The sequence below is a fragment of the Candidatus Defluviilinea gracilis genome (assembly GCA_016716235.1).
Lineage (GTDB): Bacteria > Chloroflexota > Anaerolineae > Anaerolineales > Villigracilaceae > Defluviilinea > Defluviilinea gracilis.
Map to the genome: position 1 here is coordinate 237,350 of JADJWS010000007.1, position 25,623 is coordinate 262,972.

24 protein-coding genes and 1 pseudogene are annotated in these 25,623 nt (G+C 54.4%); 16 read left to right on the forward strand and 9 right to left on the reverse strand.

What is annotated here, in order from left to right; translation table 11 throughout:
• Positions 1-257 precede the first annotated feature (257 nt).
• Positions 258-1,487: an FAD-dependent oxidoreductase gene (locus tag IPM31_19110; protein MBK9009082.1), complete on the forward strand. Its 1,230-nt coding sequence runs from the start codon at positions 258-260 to the stop codon at positions 1,485-1,487.
• A gap of 106 nt (positions 1,488-1,593) precedes the next feature.
• On the opposite strand, the pseudogene pabB reads toward IPM31_19110, so the two are convergent.
• A pseudogene (gene pabB / locus IPM31_19115) lies at positions 1,594-3,506 on the reverse strand (aminodeoxychorismate synthase component I).
• Positions 3,507-3,557: 51 nt separating this feature from the next.
• On the opposite strand from pabB, the gene IPM31_19120 reads away from it, so the two are divergent.
• Positions 3,558-4,013, forward strand: a complete 456-nt coding sequence (locus IPM31_19120; protein MBK9009083.1) for a hypothetical protein — start codon at positions 3,558-3,560, stop codon at positions 4,011-4,013.
• 70 nt (positions 4,014-4,083) lie between these two features.
• Positions 4,084-4,467, forward strand: coding sequence for a VanZ family protein (gene vanZ, locus IPM31_19125; GenBank protein MBK9009084.1), 384 nt, complete (start codon positions 4,084-4,086; stop codon positions 4,465-4,467).
• Between the two features lie 123 nt (positions 4,468-4,590).
• On the opposite strand, the gene IPM31_19130 is transcribed toward vanZ, so the two are convergent.
• Positions 4,591-5,361 carry a segregation/condensation protein A gene (locus IPM31_19130; protein ID MBK9009085.1) on the reverse strand — a complete coding sequence of 257 codons (771 nt, stop codon included), beginning with the start codon at positions 5,359-5,361 and terminating at the stop codon, positions 4,591-4,593.
• A gap of 56 nt (positions 5,362-5,417) precedes the next feature.
• On the opposite strand from IPM31_19130, the gene moaC reads away from it, so the two are divergent.
• The 8 genes from moaC (at position 5,418) to IPM31_19170 (ending at position 10,010) form a co-directional block, all read left to right on the forward strand.
• On the forward strand, positions 5,418-5,894 hold the full coding sequence (gene moaC, locus IPM31_19135) for a cyclic pyranopterin monophosphate synthase MoaC (GenBank protein MBK9009086.1): 477 nt from the start codon (positions 5,418-5,420) through the stop codon (positions 5,892-5,894).
• Positions 5,895-5,933: 39 nt separating this feature from the next.
• On the forward strand, positions 5,934-6,299 hold the full coding sequence (locus IPM31_19140) for a cupin domain-containing protein (GenBank protein MBK9009087.1): 366 nt from the start codon (positions 5,934-5,936) through the stop codon (positions 6,297-6,299).
• Positions 6,300-6,383: 84 nt separating this feature from the next.
• On the forward strand, positions 6,384-6,632 hold the full coding sequence (locus IPM31_19145) for a MoaD/ThiS family protein (protein MBK9009088.1): 249 nt from the start codon (positions 6,384-6,386) through the stop codon (positions 6,630-6,632).
• Between the two features lie 8 nt (positions 6,633-6,640).
• Positions 6,641-7,108 (forward strand): molybdenum cofactor biosynthesis protein MoaE, encoded by a 468-nt coding sequence (locus IPM31_19150; GenBank protein ID MBK9009089.1) that lies wholly within the window; start codon positions 6,641-6,643, stop codon positions 7,106-7,108.
• Positions 7,105-7,350, forward strand: a complete 246-nt coding sequence (locus IPM31_19155; protein ID MBK9009090.1) for a GNAT family N-acetyltransferase — start codon at positions 7,105-7,107, stop codon at positions 7,348-7,350. The genes IPM31_19150 and IPM31_19155 overlap by 4 nt, the downstream gene beginning before the upstream one ends.
• A gap of 135 nt (positions 7,351-7,485) precedes the next feature.
• On the forward strand, positions 7,486-8,721 hold the full coding sequence (gene fabF / locus IPM31_19160; protein MBK9009091.1) for a beta-ketoacyl-ACP synthase II: 1,236 nt from the start codon (positions 7,486-7,488) through the stop codon (positions 8,719-8,721).
• A 172-nt stretch (positions 8,722-8,893) separates the two neighbouring features.
• The gene (gene rplS / locus IPM31_19165; GenBank protein ID MBK9009092.1) at positions 8,894-9,244 is read left to right on the forward strand and encodes a 50S ribosomal protein L19; all 351 of its coding nucleotides are present in this window, start codon (positions 8,894-8,896) and stop codon (positions 9,242-9,244) included.
• Between the two features lie 55 nt (positions 9,245-9,299).
• Positions 9,300-10,010: a gamma-glutamyl-gamma-aminobutyrate hydrolase family protein gene (locus IPM31_19170; protein ID MBK9009093.1), complete on the forward strand. Its 711-nt coding sequence runs from the start codon at positions 9,300-9,302 to the stop codon at positions 10,008-10,010.
• An 18-nt stretch (positions 10,011-10,028) separates the two neighbouring features.
• Here the strand turns inward: IPM31_19170 and IPM31_19175 are convergent, their stop codons facing one another.
• The 4 genes from IPM31_19175 to IPM31_19190 all read right to left on the reverse strand — a co-directional run bounded on the left by IPM31_19175 (position 10,029) and on the right by IPM31_19190 (position 16,116).
• Entirely contained in the window at positions 10,029-10,928 is a 900-nt protein-coding gene (locus IPM31_19175; GenBank protein MBK9009094.1) for an alpha/beta hydrolase, read from the reverse strand.
• Positions 10,929-10,951: 23 nt separating this feature from the next.
• Entirely contained in the window at positions 10,952-11,686 is a 735-nt protein-coding gene (locus IPM31_19180) for a response regulator transcription factor (protein ID MBK9009095.1), read from the reverse strand.
• Between the two features lie 181 nt (positions 11,687-11,867).
• Positions 11,868-13,451 (reverse strand): response regulator, encoded by a 1,584-nt coding sequence (locus tag IPM31_19185; GenBank protein MBK9009096.1) that lies wholly within the window; start codon positions 13,449-13,451, stop codon positions 11,868-11,870.
• A 31-nt stretch (positions 13,452-13,482) separates the two neighbouring features.
• Positions 13,483-16,116, reverse strand: coding sequence for a GAF domain-containing protein (locus IPM31_19190; protein ID MBK9009097.1), 2,634 nt, complete (start codon positions 16,114-16,116; stop codon positions 13,483-13,485).
• A gap of 494 nt (positions 16,117-16,610) precedes the next feature.
• Here IPM31_19190 and trmFO point away from each other — a divergent pair, with 494 nt between their 5' ends.
• From trmFO to IPM31_19215, 5 genes are read left to right on the forward strand one after another with little or no spacing between them, the layout of a single operon-like run.
• Complete coding sequence (gene trmFO, locus IPM31_19195; GenBank protein MBK9009098.1) at positions 16,611-17,957, forward strand: methylenetetrahydrofolate--tRNA-(uracil(54)-C(5))-methyltransferase (FADH(2)-oxidizing) TrmFO; 1,347 nt, start codon at positions 16,611-16,613, stop codon at positions 17,955-17,957.
• Positions 17,954-18,862: a M28 family peptidase gene (locus tag IPM31_19200; GenBank protein MBK9009099.1), complete on the forward strand. Its 909-nt coding sequence runs from the start codon at positions 17,954-17,956 to the stop codon at positions 18,860-18,862. The genes trmFO and IPM31_19200 overlap by 4 nt, the downstream gene beginning before the upstream one ends.
• A gap of 29 nt (positions 18,863-18,891) precedes the next feature.
• On the forward strand, positions 18,892-20,181 hold the full coding sequence (locus IPM31_19205) for a HAMP domain-containing histidine kinase (GenBank protein MBK9009100.1): 1,290 nt from the start codon (positions 18,892-18,894) through the stop codon (positions 20,179-20,181).
• On the forward strand, positions 20,141-21,499 hold the full coding sequence (hflX, locus tag IPM31_19210; protein ID MBK9009101.1) for a GTPase HflX: 1,359 nt from the start codon (positions 20,141-20,143) through the stop codon (positions 21,497-21,499). The genes IPM31_19205 and hflX overlap by 41 nt, the downstream gene beginning before the upstream one ends.
• Entirely contained in the window at positions 21,496-21,705 is a 210-nt protein-coding gene (locus IPM31_19215) for a hypothetical protein (GenBank protein MBK9009102.1), read from the forward strand. The genes hflX and IPM31_19215 overlap by 4 nt, the downstream gene beginning before the upstream one ends.
• A gap of 10 nt (positions 21,706-21,715) precedes the next feature.
• Here the strand turns inward: IPM31_19215 and murI are convergent, their stop codons facing one another.
• The 3 genes from murI to IPM31_19230 form a co-directional block, all read right to left on the reverse strand.
• On the reverse strand, positions 21,716-22,540 hold the full coding sequence (gene murI, locus IPM31_19220) for a glutamate racemase (GenBank protein MBK9009103.1): 825 nt from the start codon (positions 22,538-22,540) through the stop codon (positions 21,716-21,718).
• Between the two features lie 329 nt (positions 22,541-22,869).
• Positions 22,870-23,811 (reverse strand): DMT family transporter, encoded by a 942-nt coding sequence (locus tag IPM31_19225; GenBank protein ID MBK9009104.1) that lies wholly within the window; start codon positions 23,809-23,811, stop codon positions 22,870-22,872.
• A 57-nt stretch (positions 23,812-23,868) separates the two neighbouring features.
• Positions 23,869-25,530: a pyridoxal-phosphate dependent enzyme gene (locus tag IPM31_19230; protein MBK9009105.1), complete on the reverse strand. Its 1,662-nt coding sequence runs from the start codon at positions 25,528-25,530 to the stop codon at positions 23,869-23,871.
• Between the last annotated feature and the right edge of the window lie 93 nt (positions 25,531-25,623).

The window sequence follows — 25,623 nt, forward strand, 5'->3', positions numbered from 1 at the left end:
GGTCCAAGGTTCCCGCACCCGTATGTAGTTATTAATCTTATCCATGACCATTGTACGGTGTACAAAATGATTTCACAATACCCAGAATATTCACTTTTGTTAGGGGTTTTTCAGAATTGTCTAGATCAATGCCCGCGCCCGCGACCAAGAGGAATTTGTTCATGAGCATGTAATATTTCAGCCTGAGTAATCAAGGAAAGATGCTGGGATTTCTTGCCATCAATGGGTATGAGATTATCAGCAACCGAGAGGAATTTATGGAATCAAAAGTAACCGTCTACGGCGCGTATTGGTGTCCCGACTGCCGCCGCGCGAAGAAATTTCTGGGCGAGAATTTTGTCCCTTACAAGTGGATCGACATCGAGCAGGATAAATCCGCTGAAGAATATGTGTTGAAACGCAACAACGGCAAGCGCATCATCCCCACGATCGTTTTTGAAGATGATACATTCCTCGTCGAGCCCTCCAATGCGGAGTTGGCGAAGAAACTGGGACTCAAAACCGAAGCATCGAAGACATACTACGACCTGATCATCATCGGCGGTGGACCTGCTGGACTCACTGCGGCGATCTACGCCTCCCGCGAAGGCGCGGATGTGCTCCTCGTCGAACGTTCGGGACTCGGCGGGCAGGCTGGCATCACGGTGGGACTCGACAACTTCCCCGGCTTCCCCGAAGGCATCAGCGGACAGGAATTCTCCGACCGTGTGGCGCAACAGGCGCGGCGTTTCGGCGTGGAGATTTTGCAGGCAGTGGATGTCGAGCGCATGGAAAGGGAGGAGGGCTATCACGAAGTCTACATGTCGGATGGCAAGCATTATCACTCGCTGGCAGTGTTGATCGCAACAGGCGCGTCGTATCGCAGGCTCGAAGTCCCCGGCGAGGACGATTACATCGGCGCGGGGATTCATTTCTGCGCGACGTGTGACGGTCCGTTTTACAAAGGCTCGAAGGAAATTGTTGTGGTCGGCGGCGGCAACTCGGCGGTGGAGGAGGGTTTGCATCTCACCAACTTTACCGACAAAGTGACCTTGCTCGTGCGCGGCGATAGACTCACGGCGAGCCAGATCGCGGTGGATAAGGTCAATGAACCGAACTCAGGCGTGGACGTGAAGTACAACGTGATCGTGGATGCCTTTGAAGGCAAAGACTCGAAATTGAAGACGATCAAATATCATTTCAAAGACAGCGATAAAATCGAAGAGGTTCATCCTGCCGCGGCGTTTGTCTTCATCGGTCAAACTCCGAACACAGGATTCTTGAAAGATTACGTCGAGTTGGACAAATGGGGATTTGTGCTGACGGGACACGAACTCACGCATGACGAGCACGCCGAACACGCGCCGCTTCCGTTCGAAACGAATGTGTCGGGAATTTTCGTCGCTGGCGACGCGCGGCATGGAAGCACCAAGCAGGTCGCTTCGGCGGTCGGCGAAGGCGCGGCGGCTTCGATTTCGATAAGAGAGTTTTTGCGGAGGAGTGAATAAATTTTATGGGGCGGATCAATCAGCCACAGAGTACACAGAGACCCTTGAGAAAAAGATCTTAAGACTCATTTCTCCCTGCCAGTGACTGTCACCTGCAAGGTGACAGTCACTTTGTTATTTCGACTCTTTGCCACTTCCTCACCGAATTCACCAAAAATATTTTCTTGCAATTTTCAATTTCATCCACTCGAATAACTCTCTCTCCAACCTGACCCATTTCCAGCAAATGCGCGCGGAATGTGCCTGCAAGCAAGCCGCAGGAGATAGGCGGCGTGTAGATTTTGCCGTCCATTTCGACGACGAGGTTGCCGATGGTGAATTCAGTCAATTCGCCGTGTTCGTTGAAGAGGAGAACATCGTCGCAGTCGAGGAAATCTTTTCGAGCGGAGTCGTACATGTCGCGGTAGGTGGTTTTGTGGAAGAGGAATACATTGTTTGAATTCACGGGTTGCTTAGCGAGCGATGCTTTTAAAACAGAATCTTCTTTTGCTGGCTGAAACGGTTTTGCTTCGTGACTCAGGTCGCCGTTTTTGTTGAGCAATAATCGTACGCGTTGCGGGGATATGAATTGGGATGAAATTTCGTTCAAGTATGATTCGATGATTTCATTTGGAAGTGGTGGTCTCGATACGTCCCGCGGTGCTTCGACTTCGCTATCGCTCCGCTCAGCACGCGCGGGACTACTCGACCACCTAAGTTGGGATGTGACTGGGAAATCAAAATACTCTGCTGAATCCAATAAACGTGCGATGTGTTTATCGTGCAGGAAGAATTCATCTTCGGGAGTCCACAGCAGGGTTTCGAGTAACGAGAATTGCGGAGGCGACTCGGTCAGCACGCGGGCTTTGAGCAATGCCTCGGCGTATTCGTCGCCGCTTTCCGAGTCCCAGACGATGCCGCCGCCGACGCCGTATTCAGCGGTTTGAGTCTCGCGGTCAATTAGCATCGTCCGTATGGCGACATTAAATGTCGCCTTACGCTGAGGCGCGATGTAGCCGATGCTCCTGTGTAGACTTTGCGTGGCGTGGTTTCGAGTTCAGAGATGATCCGCATTGTGCTGACCTTCGGCGCGCCCGTGATGGACGCGCATGGAAATAACGCGGTGAAAATTTTGGTCAGCGACGCATCTGTCTCTGCTCGCACAGTGGATGTCATTTGCCAGAGCGTGGGATATTTTTCTGTGGCGAACAATTCGGGGACGCGAACACTTCCCGTCTTTGCGATGCGACCGAGATCGTTGCGGATCATGTCTACGATCATCACATTCTCGGCGCGATTCTTCTCCGATTCTTTCAACCATTCAGCCTGCTTCACATCTTCGAGCGTGGTGCGCCCTCGATGAGTTGTCCCTTTCATGGGGCGGCAGGTGACGGTCTCGCCGTCTAGTTGAAAAAATAATTCAGGTGAAGCGGACGCGATAACGAAGCGTCCCGCGTCTATGTACGCGGCGTGGTTGTTTTGATTTTGTGTGAGATGGAGGAAGAAATTCCATGTGTCGGCGTTGAAATCTGTTTTCAATCGCATTGTGTAATTGACTTGATACGTGCGCCCGTCTGCGATCTGATTCTTGATTCTTTCGATGGCGGAGTTGTACGTGTCGTGCGAAACGGTCGGGGACCAGGTCAAGGCTGGTTTGGGCGAGGCAGGCTGAGGTAGCGATATGAGGCGAGGCTGAGGGTAGAGTCCAAACCATAAGTAAGGGAAATCCCGCGCTGAGCGGAGCGACGAATGATCTTGGAGGAGCGAAGTCGAAGCGTGTGGTGCGAGCGTGTCCTTCGACTGCGCTCCGCTCCGCTCAGGACGGAAAGTTTCGGTAGTCAGATGCGCGGCGTCAAATGCGGGCGCGGATTCGTAACTGAGGAATCCTGCCGCATAGAATCCGTCGTTGACTGCGTCTTCGATCTCGCGCAGGGCGGGTAGCACGTCGTGTAATTGATCGGCGGAAATTATGCGCTGAGGATTCGTGAAGTGAAGCCACGAGTCGCCGTCGCGTAAAACGATCTCATCCGTTTGTATCATCGCGTGAATTGTACTCGTTGCGGATGATAGAATTGATGAAAAGGAGATGACATGAAATTCAAACAAATTTTTCTTGCGTTGACCGTGCTGGCTTTGGCTTCGTTGGCATGCAGCTTGTTGAGCGGGGGCGGCGGTGGCGGCGACGCGCCCGTTCCGCCCAGTGGAGGCGATTCGCCCGCGACAGCCGCGCCGCAAGATAACTCGGGTGGGAACGCGGATACATCCGCTTCGGGATTTCCGATCACGGCGGATGCGTACAATGTTGTTGATTTGGGCGACGGTAGTCTGTTGTATTACACCAAATTGCCGCAAGCAGAGGTGTTGAAGTTTTATCGCGATGAATATGTTTCGCGCGGCTACGTCGAACGCGCATTGCTCACGACGATTTCAGACGGCGTGTTCAGCATTGTCTACGACGGTGACCCAAGCGGCAAGGCGGTTGTGATTCAAAGTGTTGACCTGGGCGATGGAAGTTGTACCGTCGCGATCAGTTTGACGGATGTTTGATCGAGCGTGAATCGTCCCGCAGGTTTTATTGACTACCATCGTCATTCAGTTAACCTGCGGGACGTTTTTTATGAGAACCCAACTTTTCAAATGGCTTCCCGCCTTGCTGACGATGGCGGTCATCTTTTGGTTTTCCTCCCAGCCTTCGAACGAATTACCGAATTTCGGTTTAGTTGATCGGATCATCAAAAAATCGGGGCACGTCTTCGAATATGCCGTGCTGGCGTTTTGGGTTTGGTACGCGCTGGACTTTCGGAAAGACCTTCGCTGGCTTGTGTGGCTGATCGCAATCCTCTACGCCGCGACGGATGAATATCATCAATCGTTCGTGCGCGGACGATTCCCGTCTGTGTGGGATGTGATGGTTTTCGATCATGCGGGAGCGTTGATCAGTTTGTGGGTTGGGCAACGTTACAGATACATCTTGGATAAAACGTCCCGAAGGATGCCTTGAAAAACTTTGTTGAGTATCCAAGACCTTTGGGACGGCTTTTGTTGACCAATCTCCAGTCTCTAATCTCCAGTCTCTGGTTCCCCAATTCTCCAATTCTCCAATTCTCCAATTCTCTCTTTCCCTTTACTCAAATTCCAATTCCAACTCCTCATCATCTTTCCAATCGTCGGTGCGGTTGATCTCGATGTCGCTGAACAAACCTTCCTGATGCGCGTCGATGCGATAGCGTTTGATGAGTTCGAGCATCGCCAAAAACGTGACGACGATCTCCAGCCGCGACGCGCCGTCAGTGACCATTGCTCTGAACGTCGAGCGTTGCACATCTTTCATGATCTTTGCGATCATGTCTATCTTTTCGCGGATGGTCACACGCGGCGGCGCGATGACCGTTCCGAGCGGTTCTTTCGCCCTGCCTTTTGCAAACGCCGATTCTGCCGCCATCACTAATTTTTCAAGCGTGAGGTTCGACAGGTCGAGTTTCGGTTCCACTTTTGGAGGCGGAGCAATTCGCAAGTACGTCCGCAAGTTTTCGTCTTGGCGCCCATGCAACCAACCGCCGATCTCTTTGAAGCGTTTGTATAACTTCAACTGGTCAACGAGCGACTGCCCCGCATCTTCCTCGCCTGCTTCGCGCGCAGGCGGTCTTGGTAACAACGCTTCCGATTTTATTTGCAACAACTTCGCCGCGATCACCAAGAACGCGGAGATCTCGTCCGCGTTCAACTCTTCCATGCCGTTGATGTACGCGAGATATTGGTCCGTCACCAGCGCCAGCGAAACGGCGGTGATGTCCAACTCGGCGCGCTCGATCAAGTCGAGCAACAGGTCGAGGGGACCCTCGTACACGGGCGTTTGGACGGTGTAATTCAATTGTCGTCCGAGCAGGTTCTCCATAGGTTGAAATTATATCGTAGTAACGACTTAAGTCGTTACTACGATATAATCCTTTTATGTCAAAACTATCCCATCTCGACGAACACGGCAACGCGAAGATGGTGGATGTGAGTCACAAGCCCGACACCGAACGGATCGCCATCGCGCGCGGCGAAGTTCGCATGAAAATAGAGACGTTGGATTTGATCCGCGCGGGGCAGATGAAAAAAGGGGATGTGCTGACCGTCGCGCAGATTGCAGGCATCACCGCTTCAAAACGGACCTCCGACTTGATTCCGCTTTGTCATCCTCTCCCACTCTCGAAAGTGGATGTAGAGCTGACGCTCGACGAGTCGCTCCCAGGCGTGATCGTCACCGCCACTGTGAAAACAATCGGCAAAACAGGCGTGGAGATGGAAGCGTTAACCGCCGTCTCAGTCGCCGCGCTGACGGTTTACGACATGGCAAAAGCGGCAGAGAAGACGATGACGATTCAGAATATCCGCTTGATTGAGAAGCATGGCGGGCAGAGTGGCGATGTAGTGAATCAGTAATCAGTAATCAGTGAACAGTTAGCAGTGAGCAGGTAGAAAATGAAACTAGATGCGATAAACCTTCAAAATAAATTATCCAAGTTCTCCGAGCATTGGTCGCCGAAGATCGTCGCGCAGATGAACGATTATCAATTCAAAGTGGTGAAAGTGTTGGGAGAGTTTGACTGGCACGATCACCCCGAAACAGACGAAACCTTTCTGGTGTTGAAAGGCACGCTCGATATCCACTTCCGCGCGGGGCATGTCGCTTTGAACGAAGGTGAAATGTATGTCGTCCCCAAAGGCGTGGAGCATAAACCAGTTGCCAATGAAGAATGTCATATTTTGTTAATTGAACCTGCGGGTACAGTTAACACAGGCGACGTTGTCAGTGAGAAAACAGCCCCGAACGATGTTTGGATCTAAACCCGTAACGCGACCCTTCGATAGACTCAGGACAAGCATTCATGTCGCAATTTGCGCGGAACAATGTCTAATATGAGTTTATAAATGAACCACGTAAAATTACTTTTCTTCGCCACCATCCGCGAACGGATGGGAGTTCGATCGGTCGACTTGGATGTGCCGACTGACCTGACAATTCAAGGATTGAAAGACAGGCTTTCGTTGGAATATCCGAAGGTGAAAGATTCCATGAAAAGCGTGTTGGTCACTATCAATCGTGAGTACGCGTTCGATGAGGCGGTCATACCAGCGAACGCAGAAATTGGTCTTTTCCCTCCCGTCTCAGGAGGATGACCTTCAACATGCAACCTTCCAACCTTCCAACCGTTTTCTCCATCACCGAAGACGAGATTGACTTGAATGATCTCCTCGCGCAAATCACGCTCACGTCTACGGGCGCGGCGGCGATATTCACGGGCATGGTGCGCGGCGAAACGAAGCGCGGCGACGAACACCAAACAGAATATCTTGAGTACGAAGCGTACATCCCGATGGCGGAAGAGAAGATGAAACAAGTTGCGGACGAGATCCGCGCGAGGTGGGATGCGATTGAGGGAATCGCCATCGTTCAGCGCATTGGCAAACTCTACCCGAAGACCCCGACTGTGTTAATCGCTTGCACTGCCGCGCATCGCGATACGGGAGTGTTCGAAGCCGCTCGGTATGGGATTGACCGACTCAAAGAGATCGTGCCAATTTGGAAAAAGGAAGTGAGTCCCAGTGGCGAGTTTTGGGTGGAAGGGGAGTACATCCCGAAGGCGGGGGAATGAATTACCCTCGCCATCACCCTCACCCTTTCCCAAAGGGAGAGGGGATACGCGACGCGTTCCTTGCGATCAAAGATGAACAGATCGTCGGCTTTGCGAATTACGGAAAAGAACACAGCGGCGATAGCAAATTTCTCGGCGAATTGTTTGCCATTTACGTGTTGAAACAATTTCAAGGACAAGGCGTCGGCAGGGAGTTGGTCAGGCGTGGGGAATTTCGGCTGGAGGGAGGGGTGAAAGGCTGAGGGGAGGAAAAGATTTACGCGGCAGAGTCAGGCGTCGGCTGGGAATGAGGCGCGTCAAAGGGCTGGGTTTAATGCGTGACGAGTTCGCTTGTCCAGTGTTCTTGTGTGTATCACATTATTATCGTAGAGGACTGAATGGAAAAAGTTGTTATTACAGGAATGGGGACGGTCAATCCGTTGGGGTTGAGTGTGGGCGAAACGTGGCGGAATTTAATCAACGGCGTTTCGGGGGTGGCTCCGATCACGCTGTTTGATTCGACCGCGCATAACGTTCACTTTGCCGCAGAGGTCAAGAATTTCAAGCCGGAAAATTATATGGATGCCAAAGAAGCCCGTCGGCGGGATCGGTTCGAACAACTTGCCGCCGCCGCGGTGAAAGAGGCGTTACAGGATTCTGGGTTGACGATCAACGAGGAAAATGCGGGTCGCATCGGGGTTGTTTTGTCTTCGGCGATCGGGGGCATTTTGTCGCTTGAAGAGGCGGTCGTCATCAATATGAAAGAAGGACCCCGCCGAATCAGCCCCTTTCTGATCCCAATGTTGATGGCGAATGGCGCGGCGGGTCATGCCGCGATCGATTATCACATCAAGGGTCCTTCGATGTCGGTGGCTTCGGCTTGCGCTTCGGGTTCCGATGGTATCGGAATGGCGTTTCTGATGTTGCGGGCGGGCATGGTCGATGCCGTGCTGGCAGGCGCTTCGGAGGCGACGATTTGTTCAGTAGGCGTCGGCGCGTTCGACCGGGTTGGTGCAATGTCGCGCCGGGGCGGGGATTATTCGATGACGCCACAGCCGTTCGATAAAAACCGCGATGGGTTGGTGATGGGCGAGGGCGCGGCGGCGCTCGTGCTGGAAACTGAATCGCATGCGAAAGCGCGCGGCGCAACGATCTATGCGGAACTTGCGGGATATGGGGCAACGGCGGACGCCTATCACATTACCGCGCCGCATGAACAAGGGGTGGGCGGAGCCGCCGCGGTGCGTATGGCTCTCCATTCGGCGGGGGCGAATGTGGAGGAGGTAGGTTACATCAACGCGCATGGGACTGGGACTCCGCTCAACGATAAATCTGAAACGAGGGTGGTCAAATCTGCGTTTGGCGATCTAGCTTATAAAATTCCTATTTCGTCTACTAAATCGATGACCGGGCACATGCTTGGCTCGACCGGCGCGGTGGAGGCGATCTTCTGCGTGCAAGCCATCCGCGAGGGTATTCTGCCGCCGACCATCCATTACGAAACGCCCGATCCCGATTGTGATTTGGATTATATTCCCAATCAGGCGCGGGAGAAGAAGATTTCGTTCGCCATCAGCAATGCATTTGGGTTTGGGGGGCATAACGCGGTGCTGGCAATTCGGAAGTATTCTTAGCAGAAAGCCATTAACCGCGAAGACCGCTAAGAGCGCAAAGATTTAAAGGTTTTCTTAGCGTTCTTTGCGTCCTTAGCGGTTCAAAAAGGTTCAATAAAACTGGCTTGTCCATCCCGAAAAGCCATGCTATAATCCGCCGTCGCTCAAAAAACCATTGTAAGGAATAAAGAGAATGTCGCAGATACTCAAGGCTCTCGAAGCCAAAAAAAATGAAAAAGTGCCCGCCATGCAACCCGGCGACACAGTAAACGTTCACGTGAAGATCAAGGAAGGTGAGCGCGAACGCATTCAGGAATTCAAAGGGACGGTCATCCGCTTCCGCAAGGGCGGCACGGAAGAATCCATCACCGTGCGCCGTGTGGCATCGAACGGTGTTGGCGTCGAACGCACATTCCTGCTCCGCTCGCCCCGCGTAGATAAAGTGGTGGTCGAACGCCATAATAAAGTCCGCCGCGCTCAGTTGTACTTCATGCGAGGGCGCACCGGCAAATCTGCCCGCCTCAAGCAGAAGTTCGATAACTAGCGAAAGCAGACCTCGCAGGTTTTCAAAACCTGCGAGGTCTTTTACAATAGGGGGCATGAAACCGCTCATCGGAATTACCACCCATCTCTCAAATAACGAATACGGGCAAACGCGCATCGTGCTACAACAAGCGTATGCGGATGCCATCCACCAGGCGGGAGGCGTCCCAGTTTTGATTCCATCGCTTATTGCAGACGATGGCTGGGACGCGCTTTACGCCAAACTGGATGGGATTCTCCTCTCCGGTGGAGGCGACATCGCCCTCGACCATTTCGCGGGAGAAGCGCATCCGCGCATCTCCGATGTGGAGCCTGAACGCGACACCATCGAGTTGACTCTCGCCCGAACCGCCGCAGAGGACGGCAAACCGTTCCTCGGCATCTGCCGCGGGTGCCAGGTGGTGAATGTGGCGCTCGGCGGGACGTTGTACACGCACCTGCCAGATCAATTCCCCAACGCGCTCGATCATTCGTATCCCGGCAATATGCGGCATGAGTTGGTCCATCAAGTGAAGATCGAAGAGGGGACTCGCTTTGCCGATGTGCTTGGCAACCCCATCGTGCGCGTCAACAGCCATCACCATCAAGGACTCAAAGATATCGCTCCCGCGCTCCGCGTGGCAGGGTATGCGCCCGATGGACTCGTTGAAGCGGTGGAATTACCCGACCATCCCTTTGGTCTCGCCGTGCAATGGCATCCCGAATGGTTGACAGACCAAGAGCCGACGAGGGATTTGTTTAGGAAGTTCGTCGAAGCGGCGCGATGAATTTTCCGCAGGAGGTAATCAATATCCCTGCCTAAAAAAGTCTTCAAGTATCTTGTTTACGAATTCGGGCTGCTCGTACATTGGCATATGACCAGCATTCTCAATAAGCCAAAATTGATTGGGGGCAAGCCACTTCGCAATCACTTGAGCCCAGCGGGTCGCTAGAGTGCGGTTCTGCGCTCCCCAGCCCAGCAATACAGGCGAAAAGGGGATAGGTTTTTGCTGAGGCTGGCTGAAGATGTTAAAGCTATCCAATCCCATCATCAGCCAGTACAGTGACGCCCTTAACGAAGCGTCAAGGCGTTGTTGTTCGGCGAATTGGCGCAGTAAAGGATGGAGATTCGGTTCGTTGTCCGCGTAAATCAAACGTGAGTGCAGGCGTTGTAAGCCGGGGTGACTCATGAAATTCACGATGGAGCGGTGAATTGCTTTTCCTAAAACAGCGCCGGGGCGTAACGTCGCCCAGAATTGCAGGTATGGGTTGAGCATTGGCGCGCCGCCACAGACATTGAACAGCGCAAGCGCGGTCGCTTTTTCAGGCTTTTGTAAGGCGAACTTAAGCGCAATTGACGAACCAATGCAATTTCCCACCAGGATAGGCTTGGGGCAATCTAAGATATCAAGCAGTTCCGACAGACCTTCCACATATGCATCCAGGGTAAGCGGTTCAGAAGGCCGGTGTGATCGTCCAAACCCGGGCAAGTCGGGAGCGATCACACGGAAGCTGGGAGAAAAATATTCAAGTTGATGCGCCCAATTCCAAAGGTTTCCACCGCCGTTGTGCATGAAAACGATTGGCATACCCGACCCGCGATCAAATACATTCCAAATCTTGCCATGTACGACAAGTGGAACTTGATATTTTTCCAGCGGTTCATTTGATGGAGGTGATGGAACAGCCACGCCGTTCGTATGCATCCGGCTAGATCGTTATATCCCTCTTACTTATCGCCCTCGTACAAATATCCCGTCCCTCGAACGCTCACGATGCGGTCGGAAAGTGATGGGAACGGCTCGATCTTGTGGCGCAGGCGGCTGACGAGCGGGCGAAGAATTTCAGGCGCCTCGCGTTGGGAAGTGTCGTATCCTTGCACGAGCAGGACCAACTCGCGGTGCGAATAGACGCGCCCCGGGTTTTCGATCAACACTCGTAACAAGCGCCCTTCGGCGGGGGTCAGGTGAATCACATGATCCTTTTTGCGGATTAGGCGGCGCGATAGATCGATATACGTCCCGTCTTTTAAATTGAACTCGGCATTGCCCTCGTCCACATCGGTGGAGGCGTTTCCGCCTCGCGCCTTCAAACGCGCGTCGCGGCGGGCGAGCCCTTTCTTCACGCTGGCGATCACTTGCGTGGGGGAGGCGGGCTTCAGTAGATAATCGTGGATGCGCAAACGCAAAGCCTGGATCGCCGACTCGGTCGTGGCGAATGCCGTGAGAAGCACGATCTCTGTCTCAGGGGAAATCTGATTCACCACCTGCACAACTTCCAGCCCGTCCATGCCGGGCATGCGCAGATCGACGATCATCAACTCGACCGGGTGTGTGCGGACAAATTCGATTGCCGCCTGCCCATTCGGCACAGAGTTGACAGCCAGCCCTTCGAGGCGCAGAATATCGGTCATGGATTGCCGGGCAACCGGCTCGTCGTCGACCACTAAGATGTTCGATTTCATGGTTTGCTCCCTTGAAGTGAGGAATTCTTATGCTTCCTTAAATGCGATTGGTATTGGTCGCTGATGTTACGCAGTTGAAGCCAGCCTGATCTTCGTAACGCGCCATTTAGGTTGCTGTTGCTCAAGAACAACCTGAATGGCGAGATAACTCTTGCATGGCTGCTTTACCGCGCAACGTCGGTTAGTTATTTCCCGATGGCAGGAACAGCCGAAAGCAGGCGCCAGGCTCCTTGCGATCAACGAGATCGAGCGTGCCGCCGTGAGCGGTGACGATATTGTAACTCACAGTGAGCCCCAGTCCGGTGCCTCCGTCCTTGGTGCTGAAGAACGGCTCGAAGATGTTATTGCGTTGGGTCTCCGGGATGCCGGGACCGTTATCGGCAAATAACAACTCGACGCCGCGGTTCTTGGGGCGCGCGCTGATTTTCAACTCGCCTCCCATTGGCATGGCGTCTAAAGCGTTGAGGACGAGGTTGAAAAATATCTGTTGGATCTGACCGCTCACCACGTAGATCATCGGCAGTGATTCGGGCAAGTCTGTGATCACCTGGATGTTGCGCTGGCTGAATTGTTGCGAGGTGAGGTTGATCACGTGTTTTAATTCTTCGAGTATGTCCACTTCCTCAACGCGCGACGCTCCGGGGCGATAAAAGTCCAACATGCGTTGCATCGTTTTCATGAGGCGGTCGAGTTCGGCGCGAGCAAGGTCGAAATACTCCTTCCGCTTTTCAGCCGCTAGATCTTCGCGCCCGGCGAGGTGCAAACAATTTTGCACCGACTGCAGTGGGTTGTTGACTTCGTGCGCGATGGACGCGGTGAGCCTTCCCGCCGCCGCCATTTTTTCGGCGCGCAGGAGCGCCTGTTGTGATTCTTCCACACGGCGAACATATTCGCGCAGGTCTGCATACAAGCGGGCGTTTTCCATGGCGACGATCGCCTGCCGCGCCAGGACGAAGAACAATTCGAGATCGGCGCCGCGAAATGGACTCACCGACGCGTCGCGCCCGGCGACCAGCACGGTGTGAATGTTCGAGCGGGCGATTGGGATGAGGATGGCGGAACCAAGCCCAATGTCGGAAAGAAGCGTTTGCGTTTCCTGTTCCCCGGGTCCTGTGGCGTGGACGATGAAGGGGTTACCGTCATCGTTTACTTGGACAATCAGATTTGTGGCGGTGGCATTGTCCTCCACAGGAATGGGGTCGCCGATCTGCGCGACGGTGGCAACTTGCCCTTCTTTTACCTGAAAGATCGCGGCGCGCGCGCAATGCAAGTGTTCCCGAATTGCGGCGAGGATCAGGTCGAGCAATTTATTCAAGTCGGTTTCGGCAAACAGGGATTCGGTAACGTTGAATAGCGGACGCAGCGCCTGGACGCGGGCTGTATCGCGCTTTCGTTGGTTATCGATGAGCGCCTGACGAACCGACTCTAGCAGTTCGCCGCTGTTTTCAAATGGCTTGAGAAGTAGTCCATCCACGCCCTGCCGCAAGGCGCGAATGGCGGTCTCGACTGTCCCAAACCCCGTCATAACAAGGACGGCGATCTCAGGTTGCGCGATCTTCGCGCGAGAGATTACGTCGAATCCATCCACCTCCGGCATGCGGATGTCCACGAGGAGCAGGTCGTAGCGATTTTGTTGGAGGTATTCGATGGCGATCGATGGATCGGTCAGCGCGGTGACTTTGTAACTCGAACGATCGAGGATGCGTTTGCAAAGCGATGCGATGCCGGGTTCATCGTCGACGACAAGGATCGAAATAGGCTTCATGTTGGAGTATCCGTTTTCATCTCAAGCGGTTTCAATTTCCCACCGGTAGCCAGACCGTGAATTTCGCTCCCTTGCCGGGTTCGCTTTCCACATCGATATATCCGCCATGGTCGGTGACGATCCCATAGGTGACGGACAATCCCAACCCTGTGCCGCCTCGGTCGCCGCGGGTGGTGAAGAATGGCTCGAAGATGCGGGTCAGTTCATCGGGCGAAATGCCCACGCCGGTATCGGTCACAAATAAGGTGACGCCTTTGTGATGATGTCGCTTGGATATCTTTGTTTCGATCTCCAGTTTGCCGCCGTCGGGCATGGCTTGCAGAGCGTTGTGGACGAGGTTGAGCGCCACTTGCTTGATCTGGTTGGCGTCTACCATGATCCACGGCAGACTGGGGTCAAGTTGAAGCGAAAGTCGAACCCCGCTGGTGTGGAGGAGATGCCGACTCAACGCAACCACATCCTCGACGATCTCGTTGAGCGATGTCTTGGCGCGCGCGCTTTCGCTTTGGCGCGAAAAATCCAACAGGCGGCGCACCACATCGCGCGCGCGATGCGCTTCTCGCACTACGAGATCGAGGTCTTTGCGCGCCTGGCTGTCTGAAGGCGTCTCCTCAAGAGCAAGTTCGGCAAAGCCGGTCACTGAGGTGAGCGGGTTATTAAGTTCGTGCGCGATGCCTGCCGCCATTTCGCCGACCGCCGCAAGTTTAGCGGCTTGCACGAGGCGGCTTTCCGTTTTGCGTTGCGCCTCCATGCGTTCGCGCAGTTCGCCCTGCGTCGAGCGCAGTTCGCCGATCGTCGCTTGGAAGCGCTGGTATTGATCTGCGCTGGTGATGACGCTGGCAAGGATGCCCGCGAGCGATTCAAGCGCCATAAAATCATTATGCGTGAACGCGTTGCTCGAACTGCTTTCCACATCGATGATGCCCAATACTCTTTCGCCGTCTCGGATTGCCACGCACATTTCAGATCCCGCTTCCCAGCCATGGAGCGAGCGGTACCGGCTGTCCTGCGCCACATCGTTGGAGACTAAACTCTCTCCGGTTTCGAAGACGTGCCCGGTGATGCCTCCGCTAATGGGGTATTCGAAGGATTTCATCGCGCGTCGCACCACATTTTGGCTGGTTCCGCCAAACCCGCCGATGGTCAACGCTCCCTGCGCGTCGGCGATGAAGACCGCCGCAAGTTCGTAGGCGAAGTATCGGGCGAGCAATTCCGCCGAGATCTCCGCCACTTGCCGGGCGTCTGTCAAGCCGATCACCTGTTGCACCACCTCGTGGATCAACCCAAGATTTCGGGCGCGTCCCTCCGCTTCTTCGCGCAGCCGCGAGTAGTCAACGAGGCTGGCGAGATGACTGGCAATGACCGCCATGAGGCTCTCGTCGTAAAAATCGAACGCTTCGTTTTTCGCCGCTTCCACGCACAACATGCCGATCGTTTGCCCGCGAAACCGCAGAGGAAAGTACAAGCCGGACGCCGCTCCTTTGTGCACCGGCGTCACCTCTTTGAGTTGAGGATCGCCCAGCCTTGCCTTTTGTTGTTGACCCAGCAGTGTGGCGTACTTTTCCTCTTGCGCATTGCGGATGGATGAGTTCATGTTGCCGTCTTGCGATCGATATTCATGGATCAACCGATTATCGGAGGAAAGCAGGAAGAGCGCGATCAGTTCCGTTCCGAATCCTCTGGCAAGCAGGGCAAACATGCGGCGCGCGATCTGGTCGAGGTTGCGCCCCGATGATACGGTGAGGGCGAAATCGTTCAGCATGGCGAGACGGCGCAAGTGGCTCGCCATTTCCGCAAAAGTAATGATGGTCTCGATCACAGGCGCAGACTGGGTGACGAGATCGATCAGCCGGTTCCACTCGTCGTGTTTGAAGATGCTTGTCCGCCAGACTGCGAGACTGCCGATCACCCGTTGGCCGATCACGATGGGAATACATGCCCAAAGCTTTGTATTACTCTTTAGCCCCTTGTGTGGGATTTCAGCCCAGAGCGCGTCGTCGCGATTAACCACCATTGGGGTGAGGTTGCGATTCATGCGGCGAAGGAGCGGATTGGCGTCGATTAAAAGATCTGTGTCGGCGAGGTGGGGCGCGTTCCATTGCGCGCGGATTTCGAGCGAGTCGCCGCGACGGACAGCGAGCCAGGCTCCCTGAACAGCAACGAGGCGTATAAACGAGGTGAGCGCCCGGTCCAGGGCGCGAGGCATATCAAACGGGTTTTCAGAATCCAAGTCGGGAACCAGAAGCGACGCGGCTACGGATGCGGTGGCAGAGGTGTCGGCAGTTGATTTGTTTCCGTTCATGCCAAACGCGATCAGCCGCCATAGTCGTTGTGAGGCGCTAGAGAGTTGGTTTGCGCCCACAAGAATCACGCGGGTTGCCTCAACCAGCGGGAAGGCGTTTAACCGTCCTGTTTCGAGCCCGCTGGATTCGGGAAGCGAGACTGAACGGCTTTGCCTGCCGCTCACCGCGCCGCATAGCCACGAGTCCACCTCTGCTTTGGAGAGAAATTCGAGCAACGACGCTTGATTCTTTTTCGGAAGATGGTGGCTTTCAAGGATGTGCCACGACCCCGCCTCGCGCTCGACCAACGCGCTCCAGGCTGTTTCCTCGGCGAGTTGGCCGGCTTCTTTGAGTTGAAATTCGATATTGCTTTGGGAAGGCATCTTGAATGAATTATACAGCAGGATAGCGGATGGAATCTCATCGGGTCTCTGGGAATGACTGCGCTGGCGAACTGTTTGGAGGCTGATAAACGCAGGTGATCGCGGGAATTTCAAAAAGCAAGCGAAAAAAGTTTTGGTTCTACCGCTTTTAACGGGAAACCATTTTTCAAACACAAAGGACACGACGGTCACAAAGGAAAAACACAAGGAATCTAGTACTCTGTCAAGCGTATTTTGATGGGTGAAGGATGCCATTTCGTGAGCAAATTTCAAAACTCGACCCGTCAATTCATGGTTGACACGCTACTAGGCTCTTTTCCCCCCCTTTTGTGTACTTTGTGTCCTTCGTGGTGAGGCTCTTTCCCGTTGATTACGGGACCCCCAAAGTTTTTTGTCGGTGTTTTCAGCGTCAATCTGCGTCGAACGATCAGGCAGGTATCGAGCAACTCCCTTAGAGGCAATCTCAACGCGCGTGGGATGGTAGAATCGTTGTCATGACAGATCTAATTGTAGTAGGCGGCGGGCTGGCAGGGAGCGAAGCCGCCTGGCGCGCCGCGCAACGCGGCTTGAACGTAAGGCTGTATGAGATGCGTCCAACTTTGCAAACAGGCGCCCATCAAACACAAGATTTGGCGGAACTGGTGTGTTCGAACTCGCTGGGTTCCAACTTGCCCGACCGCGCTTCAGGATTGCTGAAAAACGAAACACGCCTATTGGGGTCGATGTTGCTGGAGTGTGCGGAGCAAGCGTCACTGCCGGCGGGCGGCGCCCTGGCGGTAGACCGCGAACTGTTCGCGCAGCTGGTCACCGAACGGATGGAGGCTCATCCCAACATCCAGATCGAGCGCGAGGAAATGCGCGAGATCCCGCCCACGCCTACGATCCTCGCCAGCGGACCGTTGACCTCGCCGTCGTTGTCCGCCTCCATCGCAAAACTGAGCGGCGAGGAGCATCTTTTCTTCTTTGATGCAATTGCGCCGGTGATCCACGCCGACTCGATCAACATGCAGGTCGCTTTTCGCGCCTCGCGCTACGACGCCGGCAATCCGGACGAGGGCGATTACATCAACTGCCCATTCACCAAAGACGAATATTACGCGTTTGTCGAAGCGCTCCTTCATGCCGAACGGATCGAACTCCGCGCATTTGAAGACGCCATCAAAACCGGCGTCAAAGCGGGTCACTTCTTCGAGGGTTGCCTTCCGGTCGAGATCATCGCCGAACGCGGACTTGATTCGCTTGCATTTGGCCCGATGCGCCCGGTGGGGTTGCGCGACCCTCGCACAGGGAAGCGCCCGTATGCGGTTGTGCAATTGCGGCAGGACAACCTTGCGGGAAGTTTGTACAACCTCGTAGGCTTTCAAACCAACCTGAAATTCCCGGAGCAGAAGCGCGTTCTTCGCATGATCCCCGGGCTTGAACGCGCCGAATTCATGCGGTACGGGCAGATGCACCGCAACACATTCATCGCTTCGCCAAAATTACTACGCCCCACGTTGCAACACATCCACCGCGACGATCTTTTCTTTGCCGGGCAGATCACAGGCGTGGAAGGCTACATGGGCAATATCGCCACCGGCCTGCTGGCGGGCGAAAACGCGGCTCGCCAATTGTGCGGCGAACGTCTTCTTCAACTTCCACAAACGACCATGCTCGGCGCGCTCTGTCATTACATCACTCATGCTGATCTCAAAGATTTCCAGCCGATGAAGGCAAATTTCGGCATTCTCGCCCCAATGGATTTCCCTCCAAAAACCGGCAAGCGCGAGCGCGGCGGATTGTACGCCGAACGCGCCCTGGCAGAGTTGCAATCACTGGCACACGGAGAAGCGCAAGCGTGAATCAACGCTCGGTGCGCGTTTACTTGATAGCCATAGGATTGCTCCTCGCCGCGACGCTTGCCTGGTACGCCTACTCGTATCTTACCCAGCCTGAGCCTGCTCCAACCGACTTCGATAGCCTGCGCGCTTACGAGGATGTCAAAACGCAAGTTGCATTTGGTCCGCGCGCGCCCGGGTCGGAGGGACATGCCAAAATCCGCGCATGGATTCGCGCGGAGTTGGAATCCGCCGGGTGGGAAGTGGAAGTTCAAGTTTCGGAACGCTTGGGGAACCCAATCTACAATCTGGTGGCGACGCGCGGCGACTCGAACCCGCCGATCATTTTGGGAGCGCATTACGACACGCGCCTCTATGCCGATAGCGACCCGGATGTTGCCAATCATACAATCCCGGCGCTCGGCGCAAACGACGGAGCCTCAGGCGTGGCTGTGTTGCTGGAACTTGCGCGCTCGCTCCCCAATGATGTGACGAATGTTGCGTTGGTGTTCTTTGACGCGGAAGATAACGGGCGCATCGAAGGCTGGGATTGGATTCTCGGCTCGCGTGAATTTGTCGAGAAGATCGCGTATCAGCCTGAGGCAGTGGTGATCGTGGATATGATCGGCGACACCGACTTAAACCTATTCAAGGAACGGAATTCAGACCCCGCGCTGACGGATGAGATTTGGGCAATCGCAGATGGCTTGGGGTACGGCGGTCAATTCATACCCGAATACAAACATTCGATGCTGGACGATCACACCCCCTTCCTTGAGGCTGGCATCCCTGCGGTGGATATCATCGACTTCGATTATCCTTACTGGCACACAGTGGAAGATACGCCAGATAAAGTGTCGGCAGAAAGTCTTGCGGCGGTCGGTCAAACCTTGTGGGTTTGGGTGGTGGGTCAAAACCCGCAAAACTGATACAATGCCAGCGATAAGGTGAATTGAGGATGCCGAAGAAAAAATCGCCCGGTATGCCCGTTCAGAAAATATTGAGAAAAATCCGCCCGGAGTGGATCAAGCACGTAGGGCGCGACCTTGCGCGCGGCATGGATGTGCGCGCCGGGTTCGAACAACAACTGGACCGTTTTTTCGACCTGCTCGAACAATCGGTGACGACAGGCGACCCAGCCTGGATGGATTCGATCCTGCTCGATTGGGCAAAATCTTCCACCGAAACGAATCTCGAAGAAGGACTGTATCACGTATCGTTCATCATCAACCGAATGATCGCGCTGACCATTCAGGTGGCGAACGAAACCCTGACCAAACAACAATCGATCGATCTGCTCGCTGCGATCATCCCCGTGTATACCTATGGCTTGGGCGTGGTGGCGCGTTACGAAATGGAAACGCGCGTGGCGCACATTTCCGATGAAATGCAACGAGTGCAAAAGCAACTCGAACGCATCGACCGCAGTAAATCCGCGTTTATCTCGGTGGCGGCGCATGAATTGAAAACTCCGCTGACGCTGATCGAAGGCTACGCTTCGATGATGGACGACCTGGCGCGTGACGCCAGAGACAGCGGCATGGGGAAGTTGCTTGCCGGCGTAAATATCGGCATCGGGCGTCTACGCGCCATTATCGACGATATGATCGATGTTTCGATGATCGACAACAACCTCCTGCGGCTCAATTTCCAACCAGCCCAGGTTGGGCAGATCGTAGATGTATTGCGGAAGGAGGCTGAGCCGGTCATGCAGTCGCGCCGACTTCAGATCGACGCAACCGAATTCGAAGGAAGCCGCCAGTGGATTTATGTCGATACCCAACGCATCACACAGGCGCTCCGCAACGTGATCAACAACGCGGTGAAATACACGCCGGATAACGGTAAAATAACCATAAGCGGACGCATGTTGCCCGGGTTCATTGAAATCGTTGTCGAGGATACAGGCATCGGCATTTCACAGGAGCACCAATCCATTATCTTCGAGAAGTTTGGGCAGGTCGGAAGCGTCGGGTTGCACTCCAGCGGCAAAACCAAGTTCAAAGGCGGAGGACCCGGCTTGGGGCTTTCCATCACCCGCGGAATCCTGGAAGCGCACGGCGGAGCCATCTGGGTCGAATCGCCTGGGTATGATGAAAAGGCGTATCCGGGTTCCACATTCCATATCCTGATCCCTGCGCGCACAGAATCTGCCGACCCCGAAATGAGCCGCCTGTTCGATACACTTGAAAAGAAGTTTAAACCGAATGTCGAAACGAATACCTCAACCCACAACACCGCCTCGTGAAAAAGCCTTTCTCGTGGGGGTCGATATTTACCAGCAAAAACATCACTTGCCCCTCGAAGATTCGTTGAGCGAATTAGAGTTATTGGCTGATACCGCCGGGCTCGATGTGGCTGGCTCATTGACTCAAAAACTCGATAAGCCGCACGTCAAAACATATATCGGACCAGGCAAAGTGGATGAATTGAAAATGCTTGTCGAGGAGACGGGCTCGCAGGTCATCCTCTTCGACGACGAACTATCCCCGCGCCACCAACGCGAATTGCAAGAGGCAATCGGAAGAAATGTCCGCGTATTGGATCGCACGGCATTGATCCTCGATATTTTTGCCCTGCACGCCCACACCAAAGAAGGCATGTTACAGGTGAAACTGGCGCAATACGAATATTACCTGCCGCGCCTCACCGGGCAGTGGACGCACCTCGAACGACAGGCAGGCGGAGGCGGCGGGCGCGCCGGTTCCACCGGGGGCGTCGGCTTGCGCGGACCCGGTGAAACGCAACTCGAAGTAGATAAACGCGCCATCCGCCGCGAGATCGCGCACCTCAAAAAAGAGCTCGAAAAAGTCAGCGCGCACCGTCAACGTTACCGCGCCCAACGAAAACGATCGCGCATCCCCACGGTAGCCCTCGTGGGTTACACCAACGCCGGCAAATCCACCTTGTTGAACAAGATCGCCAAAGCGGATGTGTACGTGGCGGACCAATTATTCGCCACCCTCGACCCCACCACCCGCCGCGTGGAATTACCCGGCGGCTATCAGTCATTGATGACAGACACGGTCGGTTTCATTCAAAAGCTCCCCACAGCGCTGGTCGAGGCGTTCCATGCAACCCTGGAAGAAATTTCGGAAGCCGATTTGTTGTTGCACGTGGTGGATATTTCGCACCAGAATGCGCTCAATCAATTTAACTCTGTTCAACAAACTCTCGAGGAACTCGGAGCGCGGCATATCCCCGTGATCACCGCCTTGAACAAAGTGGATAAACTTCGCAATCCGGAGTCGGCGCGCGAGGTGACGAGTCGCTTCCCCAAAGCCGTGGCAATTTCAGGTCTGACCGGAAGCGGCGTGAAGGATCTGTTGAGCCTCATCCAGGAAGAACTGTACGAAACATACGCGCCCATCCGCGTGCGCTTGCCGTATCAACAGGGCGGCTTGATCTCGCTATTCCACGAAGCGGGTCAGGTGGAACTGGTTGAACATGGTCGCGGCGGCGTGTTGATGCAGGGGCGTATTCCCGGGCGGCTGGTGGCGCAATTCAGCGGCTGGGAAGCAGGCGAAAATCATCATGAAAACGAAATGGAAGAAGAGGATGTATGAACTGGCTTTCGAAACTGGTCGATAGCGCTTCGAATTATTTTGCCCATCGCAAAGGTCTATTGCCGATGGTTGGAATCCTGCTCGTGATCGTCAACTTCATCCTCCCGTTTATCTTCGGGTTGAACCTGATCACCGGCAGTAACTTGTTTTTGCATCTTGGCGTGATCGTCGCAATTTTTGGTTTTTTGCTTGCGTGGGCGTTGTGAAGCCGCGCGCCTATCGGATGCGTTCTTCATCGACCCATTCGGCGTGATGGACAACCGCCTCCGCGCCCAACAATACAGGCAACAAGGACTGTAGCGTTTTGACATTGCCAGACGTGAACAACTCGACGCTTCCGCCTGCGGAGGCTGGATTCACAAGCCCGCCCGCCTCGAGCAGACGTTTCGTCTGTTTCGCCACAGCGGGCGCCGGGTCGATCACCCGGACCTTTTCCCCCACAATTTGCTCGATCAGCGGAATGACAAAGGGGTAATGCGTGCAACCCAGCACCACCGTGTCGATGTTTTTCTCAAGCATCGGAAGCAGGGCGTCCTCCAGGATCTGTCGCGTTTCTTTTCCGTCGAGATTCCCCTGCTCGATCTGTTGAACCAGCCCCGGGCACGTGTGCTGAAACAAATCCACGCCATTGCCGAACCTCTCCACCACCGATGTATACAACGCGCCCTGAAACGTTGCCGGTGTGGCAAGCACCCCAACTCTGCCGGTCTGCGTGCGCTCTGCGGCAGGTTTGACCGCGGGTTCCATGCCTACGAATTGAATCTCGGGAAATTTTACGCGCAAGTCCTTCAGCGCCGCGGCAGACGCGGTATTGCATGCTACAACAATGATTTTTGCCTGTTGTTGGATCAGAAAATTTGTAATCGCTTCTGAAAATCGTCCGATTTGTTCCATCGGGCGCGGACCGTAGGGGATATGAATCTGGTCGCCAAAATATACGACTGGCTCGCCGGGCATAAATCCGCGAATGGCTCGCAGGATCGACAGCCCTCCAATGCCGGAATCAAATATCCCGATCGGTAAGTTGGGTTTGAAATTCATATGTCAAAGTCTGATTACCTTGCACAATGGTTTTGGGGACGCAGACCGCGCAGCGCGCTGATTTTCGCTGATGTACTGGTGTTACGCGCCGTCCCGAGTAAGGTGATCAATGTCAAAGTATAAACGGTAACCTTGCGCCATCCGGTCGTCGGAACAGGGCAAACGCATTAGAAATTCACGATGCTTAAAACTTGGCGTTTTGTTCGCGATTCCGCTAATCTCAGTCAAACTGCGTGAATTTTTCCGAGAATGATTAGCGCGAATTCGCGAGGAATAGCGGGCAAAAAAACCCACAGGCCGATTACCCTAATCGTCGGACACAACTGAGGTCAGTGTTTGTAGTAATCCGATGGAAAATCGGGAGGCTGTAACCACCCTAACAGCCCGTGTGGATGGGGCGGACGCGGACTCGGCTTCTCGAACCACACCAACAGGAGGCTGACGCCCAACCCGCATACGCCCAGCCATTGCGTGTTGGTGAGGCTTTCGCCCAACAACAAGTGGCTGAACGAAACTGCTACGATCAATTCGGCTAACCCAAGCAAAGCTGTTTGCATTCCGCCAATGTGCTTCACTCCCAGAAAAAGGAACAGGCGGGACGCAAAGGTCACCCCGGTCAATAGCAGTACGGGAATCCAAGGCGCGGTATCTTGCGGCAGGGTGTGGTCGAAAATGACGTAGGCGGGAACTACCACAGCGCTCATTGCGATGAGCGTATACACGGTCACTGTCGGCGCGGGAACATCGTAGAGCACCCGTTGGTTGATGGGGAGATGGAGGGCATACATCGCCGCCGCGACCAGCATGAATATAACGCCGATAATGTCGATACGACCGGCAATTCCCTGGGTGAGGAAATAGGTGGAGATGCCGGCTACTCCAATGCGCATGAATGTCAGTTTGGACGGGGCTTGACGATCCAACTGAAGCCAGAACGCCACAAAAAAGGGATATAACGAATATAGCATTTGGGCAACGCTGGCTGGCAGTCTGCTCAACCCAATGTAATAAAAAATCGAACCAATCCCATTGATTACCCCGGCGAGCGTTGTGATATACAACGCGGCAGGATAGATGTAAAGAAATTTTCGCCTGATGATGGCAAGGATGATAATTAATAACAACGCCGCCAAACTGGTGCGCAACGCCACCACGCCGAGCGGCGAAAATTTATCTGCCCCCATGGCGGCTTTGCCGAACACCGGCGCGAGCCCCAAAAAAAATGCGGAAAACAGCGCCGAGTTAATGCCTGTAATTCGTCCTTTGTGCATGAGGTTCTCGCCCGTGCTGAATGCCTTCCATCCCGCACCGCAGAGTGGAAAGGCGTTCTAGCCGATCAATGCCCGAACTTCCTGCAGGAATTCGTCGTTCAAGAAATCGCCCTTTTGCATGAGGGATTGAATTTGCCCTTGCAGTCTGCTTTTTTCGTTAACGGTCAACTCCTTGGCTGTGGCAACAATAACAGGGATATTCGCGGTTTTTGGATTGCCGCGTAACACATCCAATACCGCGAATCCGTCCATTTCTGGCATCATCAAGTCCAGAATAACAATGTCCGGATGTTCTTTGTTGATTAGATTGATGGCATCGCGCCCATCCACTGCCTCAAAGATTTCAAAATCGCCTTGCGATTGTAAGATGCGGCGTATTAAACGGCGCGCCTCGCCGCTATCGTCTACCACTGCCACACGCGGGAAGCGGCTGGGCGTCACATTATTCAAAGCGGCGAGCAAGCCTTCCTGCGGAGTTTCCGCCTGCGCGAATTGCTCAGACAGGTTGACGTCGCGCGTCCAGTTATCGCCAAATAGAAATTGCTCCGCCGGGAGCGTATGCCCGGTGCAATTGACAACGACAGAATCGGATGGCTTAATCACGCCAGACCGCACAAGTTTGAACAACCCGGCAAATGCCACTCCTGCGGCGGGTTCGGCAGAAATGCCTTCGAGCTTTGCAAGCACATGCATGGCGCGGAACGCATCTTCGTCAGAAACGCTTTCGAAGATGCCGCGGGTTTCGATAACGCGCTCGCGCAACATGGTGTAGGTTCTGCCGGGGTCTCCCGTGGCAAGGGTTTCAATGCGCGTACTGGGCGAGAGCACCGGCTCAGCCTTTGCGAGTCCTTTTCGCCAGCCATCTACCATGGGCGCGCAACCATCGGCTTGGATGGGTACGATGGCTGGAATCCGATCGATCAGCCCAAGTTTTTTGAGTTCGAGAAAACCTTTATAGACTCCCAGCGGACCCATGCCGCCGCTCACTGCCTGAATGTACCAATCGGGCGTTTTCCATTTTGCGTCTTTTGATCCGCCGTTCAGTTGCGTGAATTGTTCAGCGATCTCGAACGCGATGGTTTTCATGGCTTCGACGGCAGTGATCGTGCGGGCGCCCATATCCTGATATAGCCCGCGTTGCAGGGCAAATTCTGCCGCAATTTTTTTCGCCTGGTCATAGGAGCCGGTGATTTTTACCACCTGGCTTCCATATAAGGCGATCTCTCGCATCTTGACTCCGGGAACGAGGCTGGTGACAAACGCCCATAGCTTGATCCCAGCCCGCGCGGCATACGCGGAGTATGCGATAGCCACATTGCCCGTGGATGCGGCGACCATTTCTGTGATGCCGGCTTCCTTCAGTGTGGCGATGGTGACCGCCGCTTGCCTATCCTTGAAAGAGGAGGTTGGTCCTTGCCGTTCATCTTTGATATACAGGTTGGGTAGACCAAGCATATTGCCCAGGTTTGCGGCTTGGATGAGAGGCGTGCCGCCCTCGCCGAGGCGCAGGGTTGGATTGGGATGATGGATGGGTAGAAGTTCGCGGTAGCGCCACAAGTCGAAGGCGCGATTCGCCAATTCGGAAGGGAAGGTTTTATTGACCTCGTTCAGGTTGTATTCCGCTTCGCGCCACTGGCTGTTGCAGTTTGGGCATTGCATGGAGTTAGGTGTAAAGGGCGCGGCGTGACCGCAATCCAGGCACCGGATGACAAATGACATGGAAATTGATTATCCTATTGACGGTTGATGTAGGTGTGACTCAGGGATATTCTTCCGCGCCAGAGGCGTTTTGCGGAAGGCTTGAACGCCATC